Origin of the sequence: Ruminococcus sp. Marseille-P328, from assembly GCF_964249465.1 — a bacterium.
Lineage (GTDB): Bacteria > Bacillota > Clostridia > Lachnospirales > Lachnospiraceae > Blautia_A > Blautia_A faecis.
On the sequence record NZ_CAXUBQ010000001.1, the window covers coordinates 280,864 to 294,418 of the forward strand.

The 13,555-nt window shown below is 42.0% G+C and carries 11 protein-coding genes; 1 reads left to right on the forward strand and 10 read right to left on the reverse strand.

What is annotated here, in order from left to right; all coding sequences use genetic code 11:
• Positions 1-10: 10 nt before the first annotated feature.
• The 5 genes from ACESTK_RS01265 to ACESTK_RS01285 form a co-directional block, all read right to left on the reverse strand.
• The gene (locus ACESTK_RS01265) at positions 11-799 is read right to left on the reverse strand and encodes a DUF4352 domain-containing protein (RefSeq protein ID WP_173718001.1); all 789 of its coding nucleotides are present in this window, start codon (positions 797-799) and stop codon (positions 11-13) included.
• Positions 800-1,049: 250 nt separating this feature from the next.
• Positions 1,050-3,122: an aryl-sulfate sulfotransferase gene (locus ACESTK_RS01270; RefSeq protein ID WP_173770228.1), complete on the reverse strand. Its 2,073-nt coding sequence runs from the start codon at positions 3,120-3,122 to the stop codon at positions 1,050-1,052.
• Positions 3,119-4,405: a cell wall metabolism sensor histidine kinase WalK gene (locus ACESTK_RS01275; RefSeq protein WP_173770229.1), complete on the reverse strand. Its 1,287-nt coding sequence runs from the start codon at positions 4,403-4,405 to the stop codon at positions 3,119-3,121. Before ACESTK_RS01275 ends, ACESTK_RS01270 begins: the two co-directional genes overlap by 4 nt.
• A complete protein-coding gene (locus ACESTK_RS01280; RefSeq protein ID WP_173770230.1) occupies positions 4,395-5,081 on the reverse strand; it encodes a response regulator transcription factor in 687 nt (228 codons plus the stop codon). Before ACESTK_RS01280 ends, ACESTK_RS01275 begins: the two co-directional genes overlap by 11 nt.
• Positions 5,082-5,359: 278 nt before the next feature.
• The gene (locus ACESTK_RS01285; protein ID WP_173770231.1) at positions 5,360-5,875 is read right to left on the reverse strand and encodes a cysteine hydrolase family protein; all 516 of its coding nucleotides are present in this window, start codon (positions 5,873-5,875) and stop codon (positions 5,360-5,362) included.
• Positions 5,876-6,286: 411 nt separating this feature from the next.
• Between ACESTK_RS01285 and ACESTK_RS01290 the strand changes: the two genes are divergently transcribed.
• On the forward strand, positions 6,287-9,115 hold the full coding sequence (locus tag ACESTK_RS01290; RefSeq protein ID WP_226815173.1) for an HD domain-containing phosphohydrolase: 2,829 nt from the start codon (positions 6,287-6,289) through the stop codon (positions 9,113-9,115).
• A 74-nt stretch (positions 9,116-9,189) separates the two neighbouring features.
• On the opposite strand, the gene ACESTK_RS01295 is transcribed toward ACESTK_RS01290, so the two are convergent.
• From ACESTK_RS01295 to ACESTK_RS01315, 5 genes are all read right to left on the reverse strand, one after another.
• Complete coding sequence (locus ACESTK_RS01295; RefSeq protein WP_173717189.1) at positions 9,190-10,821, reverse strand: FMN-binding protein; 1,632 nt, start codon at positions 10,819-10,821, stop codon at positions 9,190-9,192.
• A gap of 35 nt (positions 10,822-10,856) precedes the next feature.
• The gene (locus ACESTK_RS01300) at positions 10,857-11,225 is read right to left on the reverse strand and encodes a DUF234 domain-containing protein (RefSeq protein ID WP_373118361.1); all 369 of its coding nucleotides are present in this window, start codon (positions 11,223-11,225) and stop codon (positions 10,857-10,859) included.
• Complete coding sequence (locus ACESTK_RS01305; protein WP_173717191.1) at positions 11,135-11,482, reverse strand: ATP-binding protein; 348 nt, start codon at positions 11,480-11,482, stop codon at positions 11,135-11,137. Before ACESTK_RS01305 ends, ACESTK_RS01300 begins: the two co-directional genes overlap by 91 nt.
• Before the next feature lie 424 nt (positions 11,483-11,906).
• Positions 11,907-12,305, reverse strand: a complete 399-nt coding sequence (locus ACESTK_RS01310; protein WP_187565364.1) for a hypothetical protein — start codon at positions 12,303-12,305, stop codon at positions 11,907-11,909.
• Between the two features lie 39 nt (positions 12,306-12,344).
• Complete coding sequence (locus tag ACESTK_RS01315) at positions 12,345-13,403, reverse strand: Fic family protein (RefSeq protein ID WP_173717194.1); 1,059 nt, start codon at positions 13,401-13,403, stop codon at positions 12,345-12,347.
• Positions 13,404-13,555: the final 152 nt, after the last annotated feature.

Sequence of the window (13,555 nt, forward strand, 5' to 3'; positions counted from 1 at the left end):
TTTATCATCCTTATAATGCGCAGTGATATTCCTCTGCCTCAAATGGATAGCTAAGCTCCAGACCTTCTGCATTCTCGTCAATCTCAAATGCGATCCAGCCCTCGTTGGAACCGAAATTCAAAGTGGTTCCTGCCATACGTGTCATACCAAGCTCTGTAATGAACTCATCATCCATTCTGCTGTATTCATTTCCTTCACTGTCAGTCAGCTTCAGATTCGCCCAGTCCAAAGTCTCCTTGCTGCCGTCTTTCTCGATCTTCAGCTTAATCATACAGAAGGTCTTACCTGCGTCAGCTTCCTTCTTGTAGTCGCTTGTCTCCACACCTGTATAGCCAAGTTCTACACTTACATTCTCAAGAGAGGAATTGATCTCCACATCTTCTACTGTAATATTCCATCCTGCTGCGGAAACAACCTCGCCGTATGCATCGCTGTTTGCAGTCTTGGCTGCTGTACCAGCAGAACTGCCTGCTGCTTCTGTCTCCTTGCTGTCGGCCACCTCTGCACTGTCTGCTTCTGTTGAATCACTACTTGCAGAATCCTCACCTGTACTCTCTGCTTCTGCAGCCGTATCATCTGCCTCTGCGCTGTCTTCTTCAGCGGAATCAGTACTTGCAGAATCTTCACTTGTATCTTCTGCTTCTGTGCTGTCAGTCTCTTCCTTAGCATCAGCCTTGTCTGCGGCAGCTTCTGTCTTGGTATTCTCTTCTTTCTTTGTATCATTTGTGCCACCACAACCAGCCATTAAACCAGCCACCAGAACGGCCCCCATTACCTGTAATAAAACTTTTTTCTTCATTTTTTTACTCCCTTTATTTTTCTGGTATAACTTTATTTCCCTGGAGCATGTTTGAAATAAATATTCTGCAAAATGTGCTGGAATCATTTTTCAAACACGCTCTGGTCGTGTTATCAACTATTATAACATAGTTCCGCAATAAAGTAGAAACACTTTCTTAATATTGCCTGTAAAAATTTAAAGCTTTACTGTTTCAACCATTTACAGCAACACGCTTCGCAAAATGTTACCAGTGAACAGCAGCATTACATCACTTAATTTTTATATTTTGTTCCAAATCATAAAATTCGTTCTGATATACAACATAAATCTCATAATCATCCGCTTCCATTCCCTGCAGCGGTACCGGAATGTTCTCATAGAACTTCAGGTAAGATTTCGTATGAAGACGGATGTCTGTAGTATCATAAACATAAGTATTTTTCTTTCCATGAAAAATAATCTGGGAAATCTGGTGATCATAAGCGCCTGCATAAAGCACCTGTCCGGTAAGATGCAATGTAATCTCGCCGTCATCCAGTACCTGTTCCGGCTTCTTCTGCCAGAAGAACCAGGTCGCTTTTACAGGCTGATATAATTCTCCCATAATATAGTTGTCTTTTATTTCCATGACTGCTGCCAGATCATTCCAGTCAATTTTCATCTCTGATGCGCGATAATAATAGCTTTTGATGCTGAACTGATTGATCAGCTCTTCTGTATCATAGTCAAACTCATAGTTCATTCCTCTTCGTTTATCTTCAGAATCCTTCACATGACCGCACATGCCGAAAATATGATTACTGTCAGCATCATAAATAGCAGAAGAAGTAATGGTAGACCATACAGTAGGAATCTTTTTAATCTGCTTTACTGTCTTTTCTGCTTCATTTACAGCATAAACCAACAGATAAGATTCTTTTTCACCATCAAAGTATTGCAATACATCGGACTTTCGTACTTTTACATAATGATTATCAAACATACTGACTTCTATTGTCTGGTCATCTCCATCCAGATCTGTTTCCATCTGGTAGGCAGTATGCTGCTGGAACTGATAAACAAAATCTCCTTCCGGCTGAAGCACATATTTCTCATATTCTGTGCCTTCCCAGAATCTCGGATCGCAGAGTATCCACTGGATTTCCTTTGTCGTCCAGTTCAATTTGACTACAGATTCCAGATTTCGCGGACTGATCACAATGGTATCTGTCTCCGGCTGATAAGACACGGTGTTTAAATGAGTCCAGTCAACCCGGTCCTCATATTTCCCGCTAAAAATGTCTTCCATTATCAATTCATTTACAACTTCTCCGGTCTGTCTGTCAATTTCCTGGATTTTGTCCTCAATGTGTCCTTCCAGAGAACTGGTCAAGACCAGAAGATTTCCGTCCGGCTCTTTTTCGATTACTTCATGGTGATTTCCACCCGCCACATAGTACATGGTGTAAGCGCGTCCCAGATAATCCATCTCATAGAGATTGGTTGTCTGCGGTTTGTCCTGGGATGGCATAAAAGCTTCATTGGAGGCAACTATCATCCTGCTATTTGACAGCATGTAAATTCCAGAAGTAAATTCTCCGCTCATGTACCAACGGATATCTCCCATACAGTCATAAGCAAATGGAAAGGTTGTACGCTGTCCATATACCATAGTCAGTTCAAATGCAGATTCACCGCTTGTTTTCACCGGTTTCACAGCATCATCCAGTTTATCCGGAAGTTCATCCGTTGTAATAGTGATTTCCTGGGAATCTGTAACCTTGCCTGATTTATCCAGAAGCTCCAGAACAACTGTATTTTCCATTGCCGGGTAAAGACCGATCACCGGGATTCTGTGTGAAGCAGCAGATTCCACTTCTCCGCTGATATCTGCGGCTTCCGTTTTTCCCTTGACCGTAAAACGCACCGCACACTCTTCTTTTGTGTCGAAAATAATCACCGCTGTCAATGGAGAAACCTGATAAGGATTCTGGATCACCATAGGCTCCTCCCAGCTGTATCCATTCTCCAGCTCAGCCTGCAGCTGCTGGTCGATTTCATAAGAGGATGCTATACGTGTGGTTTCTTTTGGAATGTCTGTTTCGATCTCATTTGCAGAACCGTCATTCTCAGTTATGTAAACCGGATTCTCCAGATTCATGGAAGCATTCAATTCCTGGTCATAATATCCATATTTTTTCCTTCTTTTTTCTTGAACAGAATACGGAATCTCCTGACCAGTAAGCTTCATATATGTATTATAGATTCCACGGCGCTTTTTCCAGCATAGAGCGGCAAACAGCACAGCTAAAATTAAAAATATAATAAATACAATTTTTGTTTTTTTATTCCACTTTCTCATTTTCCCAAATCCCTGATTTCCGGAAGTTGAAGCCAGAACAGCACTCCGTTCTCCATATTTTGGGCTCCGCAGCTTCCTTTATGTTTATCCACGATCTTTCGGACCACAAAAAGTCCAAGACCAATGTTACGTACTTCATTCTCAGATGTGACTGGTTTCTTCTTCTGGGAAGTTGTGTAAAAGCTGTCCCAGATATGCTCCATCTGCTCTTCTTTAATCTGCTCTCCATCGTTGTAGACTTCCATGCGTATCTGCTTTTTCTCTTTCTTCAGAGTAATCCGGATCCGCTTTCCCTGCTCTGTATGCTGAAACGCATTCATCAGATAATTGTTTACTGCTCTTTCCAGATACATGCGGTTTCCGTATGCGAAACAGTTCTTTTCGATTTCCTGTTCCACTTTGATCTCGTTTTTGCGGAACATAGCATCATATCGAAGAAGCAGATATTCTATCATTTCTGATACATTTACACGGCTCATTTCCATGGAACTCATCTGATTGTCCAACATGGAAAAATCAAGGAGTTCTCCTACCATTCTGGACATTTTGTCCAGCTCCTCGTGAATGGAAGAATAATAGTAGGAACGATCAATCTTATCTCCTGCGATTTCCAGCATTTCCACCTGGCTGGACACTACTGCAAGAGGTGTTTTTAATTCATGGGAAATATTCGCCACAAATTCTCTCTGGCTTTCCAGAAGCTGATAGTCAGACTGCTTTGCTTTTTTCTCGGTACTTGCTTTACTCATTTTTTCCAGGAAATAGCTTAATCCCACCATCAGAAGCAAAACAACCGCCAGATATAATCTGGTTCCCTCAATCACTTCCAGAACTGACTGAACATCTTTTCGCAGGTAAACATAGAATGTATGTCCATCCTGTATAATCTTCCCACGAAACATCAGAATATGCCTGGATTCCATGCGACGCTGTTCCAGGGTTCCTTCTTCTGTGTACTGGGCAATTTTGTTTTCTATGTACTTACGGGCATGCGTGGTCTTCAGAGATGATCTGGACGTATAAATCTGCTCATAATTTTCATTCGCAATTACAGTCTCAAATTTTTCTTTCTGATAATCACCAAGTGTTTCTTCGTCGTCCTCGCTAAGTTCCTCAAGATCCATGTCATGGATATCTTCATACAGCTGACGCATGATTCTGGCCTTTGATGAAGTATATATGGGATAACAGCACACGCTATACAGCATGACTGCCACCGCAAAGGCAATAATCTGAATCCACAAAGCTTTCCCATCTCTCCAGAAATTTTTTTTAATTTTCATGGATGTCCTCCCCGAAGATGTAGCCCACGCCGTAAACAGTCCGGATATAATTGCAGCCTTCTCCCATTTTTTTCCGCAGCTGCTTCACCAGAGTATCAATGGTCCGCACATCACCTGTATAATCGTATTCCCACACCGCATTCAATATGGTATCTCTGGGCAGAACAATTCCCGGATGCTCCATGAAGTAAATCATCAGATCAAATTCCTTCCTGGTAGTGGGGATATGCTGCTCTTTGTAAAATAAAAGCTGTGCATTTACATCTGCCTGCAGATCATTGTATTCCACCATAGTCCGCAGCTTCCCGGCACGCTTCAGCACCGCCTCAATGTGCATTTTCACAAGTGCAAGAGTAAAGGGCTTGGTGATATAATCATCCGCACCTTTCTCGAATCCGCTCATCTGGTCTGCCACTGCCGACCTTGCAGACAAAATAATAACCGGAACCTCCGATATTTTCCTGATCTCTTTCAATACGGTATATCCGGAAATATCCGGCAGCATAAGATCCAGAAGGATCAGATCCACCTTCTGCTTATTCTGGCAAAAATATTCCAGGGCTTTGTTCCCGGTCAGTGCTGTCTCTACTTCATAGTTCTGAATCCTCAGAAAGTCAGAAATCGTCTGTGCTAATTTCGGTTCATCCTCTACAACAAGAATCTCTATTTTTTTCACGGCTCTTTCCTCTCTCTTAAAGCCTGTCGCTAGAACGTGTTTGAAAAAGGCTTTCTGTATTTCAAACAGGCTTCAATGCTCTGTAAATCGTTGCGGTTTCCCATCAGACAGAAGCCGCAATTTACTTTAATATAGTATCATGTGATTTTGATGGAAATATGAGAAAATAAGTTTTCTTTTGACACAGAAAAATAAAAATGCCACAAAATCACCACTTTCCGTGACTTTGCGGCATTTTTTTAAGCAACCACTTCCAAATTTTGTTTTCTCATGACTCCCTAAAGGACCTCTATCTGGCAAGCTTTCATCGCTTCCAGCGCCCGTTCATGGCTCTCCGGCGTCACTCCGGCGCAGCAAAGAGAATCTACCATGATCGGTACCTCCGGCAAAAATGCTTTCAACAGCATGGCATTGGAAATCACACAGATATCTGTGCAAAGCCCTACCAGTGTAATGCTGTCAATGGTCTCTGATTTATTAAATTCTTTCAGGACTTTTCCAAGAGTTTCGCTGCCAAAGGTTGGCTTATCAATGGGTCCGGACTCCAGAAGCTCTGCAATCTCCTCCCGGATCTCCCAGCCGTAGGTGCCGCGGATGCAGTGCTCTACAGGAAGCATTCTGCCCTCCTGGGTCTGCAGATAATCCCCGCCGTGAGTATCCCTGGTCGCCAGCACAAGACCATTGAAATTCTTCACTCTGTCCACCACATTAGGCACAATGGCTTCCGCCTCCGGTGTGCCAAGCGCTCCGTCAATAAAATCATTCTGCATATCGATCACAACTAAAATATCCATATTTTCCCCCGTACTTCACATGTTTTTTGACAGAATTTTTCTCAATTCATCCCAAACGCCACATGTTTTTGTAAAACTTATTTAGATTAACTATACCACTTTATTGGAATTTCGTATACCGAAACGGTCAGATTTCTGAAAAATTTTAAAAATATATGTTACTGGTTCCTCTGTGACCAGTAACCGCCCCGCGATGCAAAGAAATCATGCATTCGCATGATTTCGCGCCGCAATTCTCGAGTTTTCTGTGAACTACGTTCACAAAAACACCTCGCGGAATATCACAAATACCTTCCATATAAATTTTCCACTCGTTATGAATAATAATGTTTTGATGAATCTTTTCATATATAGTATAATACAATTAACAACCACAAAAATTTAACACCACTCACATACAAGGAGATTACCATGACCAAGGAGAAATCCCCTGCCCGCCAGGGACCAAGATACATTTTCTATTTTCTGATGCTCGCCATTCTTGGATGGTTCATTTTCATGCAGTTTTTCGGTGCTGATGAAAGAACTGTCAGCGGAAACTCTCCGTCCCTCCTCTATCCCGGAACCTTTACCTGGGAAAAATCTGACGGCACCACTGAAGAAATCACAGTTCCCGGTTCCTATGATGTTCCCGCAGGCGAAACCATGGTCATCACATCTACCCTTCCGTCAGATTTTGATGCCTCATCTATAGCGATTCGTTCCTCCCTGCAGGACGTAAACATATACATAAACGGCACCTTAAGAGAACAGTACAGCACCAGTAAAACCCGTCTGATTGGGAAAAATTCCGCCAGCCGTTTCATTTTCTGCTCCACCTCCCATGAAGATGCCGGAAAGGAGCTCCGCATTGAACTGACCACCTACACCTCCAACTATTCCGGTGTTGTGAACCAGATTTTCTGCGGAGATAAAGCTGACATCTGGCAGCTGATCTTTAACCATTACGGACAGGCCACTTACATCGCATTTTTCACCCTGTTTGCAGGACTGACCACCATTCTTTTCAGCCTTACCCTTGGTTTTGTGTACCACACAAGCTTTGACATGGAATATCTTGACTGGTGCATGATAATGGGAGCAACCTGGATGCTGGGTGAGTCCAAGATCCGCCAGCTGCTGATTCCAAACTCATCTGCCCTGGCTTCCTTATGCTTCGTTATGATCCTTCTTGGACCGATTCCCCTTCTGCTTTATGCAGACAATGTACAGAATGGGCTTCACCGCAGACTTTATCATATTGTAATCGGAATCTCCCTACTGGATTTTACAGTCTGCTCTATTCTGGCCATAGCAAATATTGCAGACTACATTGAAACCCTCCCCCTGGGACAGATCATACTGATAGGTACATTCCTGATGGTGTTTATCCATCTCTGCCTCTACATCCGCCACAGAAAAAAAGCCTCAGACCATCTTCTGCTCCTGGCTCATTTGCTCGTTTTGCTTTGCGTTGCAGCTGAATGCGTCTCTGTATATTTTGTCACATCCCTGTCCGGTCTTTTTATCGGCATTGGAATGCTCATTCTGCTGTTTGTCAACATTGTCCGAACTCTTCGAAGCATTCAGCATATAGAGAATGCGCGCCAGCAGCTGGAGCTGGAACACAAACAGAAGCAGACAGAGAACCTTTCCCTGCAAATGATGCAGACTTTGTCCACCACCATCGAGGCTAAAGACGAATACACCCGCGGACATTCCTACCGGGTTGCAGAATATGCCGCACTTATTGCAGCCGAACTTGGATGGTCTTCAGAGGAAATCCAGCAGTTAAAGCATGCCGCTTACCTTCATGATATTGGAAAAATTGGTATTCCGGATCTGATCTTAAACAAGCCCTCCAGACTTACAGATGACGAGTATAATCTGATAAAAAAACATACCGTCGTCGGTGCAGAAATACTGAAGGATATTACCTTTGTCCCTCATATTGTTGAAGTGGCCAGAAATCATCACGAACGGTATGATGGAAATGGATATCCAGACGGGCTTTCCGGTGTCGAAATTCCCATTCATGCACGCATCACCGCAATGGCAGACAGCTATGATGCCATGAATTCCCGCAGAATTTACCGAAATGCACTTCCTCCGGAAATGATCCGGGAGGAAATCAGTAAGAACCGCGGGAAACAGTTTGATCCGGAAATTACAGATGTATTTTTAAAGCTATTAGATGAAAAGCGTGTTGTTCTCCACAATATCCGCACACAGGAAATAACAGCTCCACCAGAGGCTGACCACACCATTAACAAATTCATTTCAGAAGTAGTCAGCACCATAAAGAACCAGGAGGATTCAAAGAATTATGATTTCCTGACCGGTCTTCCTATGAGAAGCCTTGGAGAGCGGCTTATTGCAGAATTCATGCAGGAACATAACGGCTGTCTTATTTTCCTTGATATGGATAATCTGAAAAAAATCAATGACGTTTATGGACACATGGCCGGTGACCGCGCCTTAAGGAATCTGGGAACCCTGCTTTCACGCTATACAGCCAACGGTATTGCCTGTCGTCTTGGTGGAGATGAATTTCTTCTGTTTCTGCCAGACATAAGTGCTGAAAATGTGTCGAAACTAACGACACGGCTTTTCCACCACTTCCATTCCATCGCAGAAGCTGATCCTGAAATCAAAGATGCTGCTCTGTCTGCCGGTTTGTATATGTGCACTACCAGCGATACCTTTGCAGACTGTTATTCCAAAGCAGATAAGGCATTATACAATGTAAAGCAAAATGGTAAAAATCACTTTTCCTTTTATCATCAGATCAGTCATTCCTCTTCCGATTCACCAGGTACTGCCAGGGATCTTCAGCAGGTGGCAGACGCGCTTCGCAAAAGTGGCAGCTATGCAGGTGCTCTTGAACTGAATTACCGGGATTTTTCCAGACAGTATGAATATATGCAACAGCTCATTATCCGAAGCGGAAGCCGCTGCTACCTGGTAATGCTCACACTGGAAGCCACTTCGGACACTCCCGCTCATATTGAAGAAATTGAGCAGACACTTTCCCATATGGAACAGGCTATCCAAAACACCATCCGGCGTGTGGATATCTGTACCAGATACAGTTCCATGCAGTATCTGATCATCCTGTTTCAGCCGGTTGAATCTCAGATTCCCAATATTATGGAACGTATTTTTATGCAATACTATAGAAAGGCAAAAAGCACTAACTTTCTGCCCACATATAAATATCTGTCTATGGCAGAAAATAATATGGATACAAATCAAAAATAAAAGCTTCTGACAGATACAGGATTTTTCAGTCCTGTGTCTGATTCAGAAGCTTTTATTTTTGGGGGATGACCATATCACTTTGAATATTTCTCTACTTTTTCCTCATACTCTTCCTGACTTGTTATCTCATGCTTCACAATATGCCCATGGTTCTTTTTCTTTGCAGTCAGATTTCTGCCAGGTCTTGGTGCATACTGATCCTCCGGAATCTCCAGTGCATTTGCAACTGCATGAATAATCCCATTACTGCTGTAGGTTGCTCCACTTACCGCGTCTACATTCAGACTCTGCTCAGCCTTCATCTGCTCGATTACAGCTGGTGCTGCCCTGAAAAAGTATTCCTCTGTATCACAATAGGAAAGAATGGAAATATCCGTTACCTTCTGTTTTTCAACTGTAACCTGAACCTCCACATCACCTCGAAATGCATCGGCCGAGCCGGTATAAATGCCATCTGTCAGATTCTGAAAACGTCCAGCCTCTATAAAGGATTGCTTATCTTCAGATTCTTCCTGTTCGGGTTTCTTCCCTTCACCTTCCTCATTTCCCAGTGCTTTATTCACAGCTTCAATCAAGCCGTTACTGCTGTAAGTCGCTCCGGAAACTGCATCTACATCTGTATTCTGCCTGCTGATCATCTCCTGGAAAATCCTGTTTTTCGCTCTCTCCATATAAGACTTATCATCTGCATAATCATCCAGTACAAGCTCCGTTATCTTCCCATCGGCAACCTTTACCGTAACCGTCACCTTGCCTCTGTAGCCCTCACCGGTTCCTGTGTAAATACCATTCTGAAAGTTACCTTCAGCATTATTTTCTGCCGTTTTTTTCACTGAATCTGCCATTTTCTCTCTAGCCAGATTTCCTGCTATAAAGAGCTGTGACACCATGATTGTAATACAGGTAACGCCCACTCCGATCAGCACTCCATATCTGCTTCTAAAGCGCGCATTTCCTTTCGGACACCAGCTTACACACTTCTGACAGCTGATACATTCTCCTCCGGCAATCCGGTCTTTCTTCGTAAGATCCATCCCCATGGGGCATTTCGAGGTACATAAATGACATTTTCCGCACCCGTCCCGCGGCTTATCAATTTTCAGGAAAGACGCCTGTGAAATCAGTGAATAAATTGCTCCCATAGGGCAAAAATATCTGCAAAAAAATCTCTGCACAAACAGTGAGCCGATAAAGATCACAAGAAGCAGAATTCCTCCAACAGAAAGCAAAGGCTTCAGTCCCGGCCAGTGACCAAATGAAACATACTGCCCAAACACCTGCCACAGGCCGGCTGTTTTCACAGCTGTTACGCCACTCCATACGAATATTATAAAGTAAAAAAGCACTGCATACTTGGCAAATCTGAATATCCGATCAGCCTTTTTCAGATTTCTTTTTCCCGGAAATAATGCCCGCAATCTATGTGAGCCAAACCATAACAAATCCTGCACTGCCCCAAAGCTGCAGAAAAATCCGCAGAAAAACCTTCCCACAAGTACTGTTGCCGGCACAGTTGCCACCAGCATCCATACAGAATACTTCACACTTTCCCAGGAAATATTTCCCTTGTATATGCAGGAAACAATATTTCCCACAGCTGCAAATTCCCCTTCAAATAAGCCCGGAATTAAAGCGAAGGACAATATCTGGATAACCACTTTGATCCAGTTGATTTTCTTATTTTTCAGAAAGTTTTTTCTGTTCATTCTTTATACTCCTTAGAGCGGGTCTGAAAAAGACTCTAATACAAGTCTTCGATTGTAAGCAGCACCGCGTTTTCTCGCACCGCCCTTTCCTTTACTGACTCTGTGAAACCAGACTTGCTGAAAAACATAAGATACTTTTCCTCTGCATTTTTAAACATTTCTGCAGCCATAACCAGGTCATCATACTCTTCCATAGGCATTGGTTTATTTCGAAACTTACATTCACAGAGCAACACTTTCTTTCCCGTTTTATCAAACGCAAGTATATCAACATCATCCTGCGCTTTTATCAATGGATTATTCCCCCACCATTTTATATGGAATAAACGGAAGTTTCTTCGCAGGAAAGCTCCAGGCCCAGCATGGAATAATAATTCTGATTTGTAAAAAGGAATCTGTACCAGAACTTATAATAATTATCTGTTATCTCATAAATCCCTTTTTTACTTGTTTCTGGCTCGGTACAGGGAACACACTTCTCAATTAATCGCAGAGTCTGCAATGTAAGCATATATTTGCTGCACTTGCTTTTCTCTTCATGAATTCGATCTGCAATCTCACGAATCTTATTACATCCATTGGAAATCGCCTCTAAAATGGAATTGTATACCGAAGGCTCTCTCAATTCAATCCTCAAAAGTGTCTGGGGTTCATCATTCAAAAAAGTCCCTTCCGTAAGCAGATTATTTTTTATATTTTCCTCCAGTGAAATCTCAGAGGAAAACGCCTCCAGATGTCATTGAAGGATTCGGTTCTGCCAGAAAAGGAAGCTCATCAATAATCAATACCAATTTTTCGTCTGAATTTTTTCCTGTAATATATTCAAATGCAGCTTCCCAATTTTGAAAAGAAGATATAAAAGAGCCTTCGAAAAATGTTTGCACCATCTTGGAAAAGTCCAGAAGATTCAAAGAATCATTCTTCTCTGTGCAGAAAAAAACAGGGCTTTATGTCTGCCGGCAAATTCTCTTAAGCAGCCTCCTCGTTGTCAAATCATAAGCGCCGTAAACAAAATATACTACTTGCAGTAGTATACTTATAAATAGTATATTTTGTTCTGTGATATTTTCAATCGATTTTCCATATTATTTTAAGAAAATATGTTCGCCAGTTTCCATATCCTCTACATCCAGGTAAATTGCCCTGCACTTTTGGGGCAATTCTTCCATGTGCATAAGCTCAAGCCAGTTTTTGTTCCAGTCGGTGTGCCAGTGACCGAAATACCAGTGTTTGAAAGATCTGCCCTTCTTGTCGCCGCTGCCATCTGCAAGCATCTCATTAGTCTGGTTCAACTTGTCACATACCCATTGAAAATAGTTCTGAAGGGGTTCTTCTTCCCTGGCTACGTGGTAGTAGCCAAGCGTTTTCACTCGGTATAATGGGCAGGTGTGTGTGATCGCATAGTCTACTTCATAATCTTCTGCTTCCAGATTCTTATTGGAATTGGCGTAATCAGAGTCTGTAGGAAGCTTTTTGGCCATCATCGCAATGTAGTCTCCATTTTTTTCTGCAGCTGGTAATAATTACTCTCTTTTCTTCATATACATTGTTTTGCGTCCTGCGCCAGTTCGTATTATAGCACCCTCATCAACCAGTTTTTTTAATGCTGATTCTACTGAGGAACTTCCAAGACTAGGACATGCAACCAGTGCATCATGTTTCGAAAACTTTCCGAGCGTGTTTTCTGAATATGTCTTTACAACATCATATGCCTTGCTTTTTTTTCCTGTTTTTTCAGCTAATACTATTCTTGCCTCAAACTCTCTATAGCACGATAGAATAATTCCTAACATATATTTAATAAATGGCTTGGGATCATTCTCTCCCTCATACCAGTTTTGATCCGCATTTTGCAAAACTTCATAATATGTTTCTTTTGTATCCGCAATAGCTTTTTCTATACTGATATACTGCCCAACAATATATCCACTTCGATATAGGAGCAATAATGTTAATAGTCTGCTCATTCGTCCATTTCCGTCATTGAAAGGATGAATACATAGAAAATCTAATATAAAATTAGGTATCAGAATGAGCGGATCTACAATACCATCCCCTATAGCTTTGTTATACTCATTGCAAAGTCGTTCTACTGCATCTGGGGTTTCGTAAGGTTCTAATGGCTTAAACAACACCACTTTCTCTCCATTTTCAAGCATCATATCAATCTCATTTGGAGTGGTCTTATATTTACCAGCATAAGAAAATGCAGTATGTTTTAACATCTCACCGTGAAGCTGCAAAATATAATTACTTCGAACAGGAATTGCTTCGTAAGCTTCATGGACAATATTTAGGACATTACGATATCCAAGTATTTCTTCTTCATCTCTATTCCTGGGCGTTGTTTTATCTTCCACAAGCTGTTTTAATCTTGCATTTGTTGTCACAATACCTTCTATCTGATTCGAACTTTCTGTACTCTGTATTTTCGCAATTTCAATCAGGCGATTAAGTTCAACGGGCTTTTGTCTTAGATACAGATCTTGTTTTCCTTTATACTCATGGATTTGTGCAACATATGCCAGAATCTCATTATCCCAGGTCCTTTCCTTAAGTTTGGAATAATCAAATACTCTCATTCCAACTCCTTTCTCCCAAGCTTCTTTTCTTTCTCCCAATATTGGCGCATTTTTGGGAGATATTCAAATATGTTGGGATAATAATATTATTGTCCTTTTTTCTTATCCTTTCAGCAACTGCACTGCCCCGCCACAGACCTTTTCGTGCACAT

Bases quoted from the DNA above. Each gene is read 5' to 3' on its own strand.
- ACESTK_RS01275 (WP_173770229.1), bottom strand. From the start codon at position 4,405: ATGAAAATTAAAAAAAATTTCTGGAGAGATGGGAAAGCTTTGTGGATT.
- ACESTK_RS01290 (WP_226815173.1), top strand. From the start codon at position 6,287: ATGACCAAGGAGAAATCCCCTGCCCGCCAGGGACCAAGATACATTTTC.
- ACESTK_RS01270 (WP_173770228.1), bottom strand. From the start codon at position 3,122: ATGAGAAAGTGGAATAAAAAAACAAAAATTGTATTTATTATATTTTTA.
- ACESTK_RS01285 (WP_173770231.1), bottom strand. From the start codon at position 5,875: ATGGATATTTTAGTTGTGATCGATATGCAGAATGATTTTATTGACGGA.
- ACESTK_RS01315 (WP_173717194.1), bottom strand. From the start codon at position 13,403: ATGAGAGTATTTGATTATTCCAAACTTAAGGAAAGGACCTGGGATAAT.
- ACESTK_RS01310 (WP_187565364.1), bottom strand. From the start codon at position 12,305: ATGATGGCCAAAAAGCTTCCTACAGACTCTGATTACGCCAATTCCAAT.
- ACESTK_RS01265 (WP_173718001.1), bottom strand. From the start codon at position 799: ATGAAGAAAAAAGTTTTATTACAGGTAATGGGGGCCGTTCTGGTGGCT.
- ACESTK_RS01295 (WP_173717189.1), bottom strand. From the start codon at position 10,821: ATGAACAGAAAAAACTTTCTGAAAAATAAGAAAATCAACTGGATCAAA.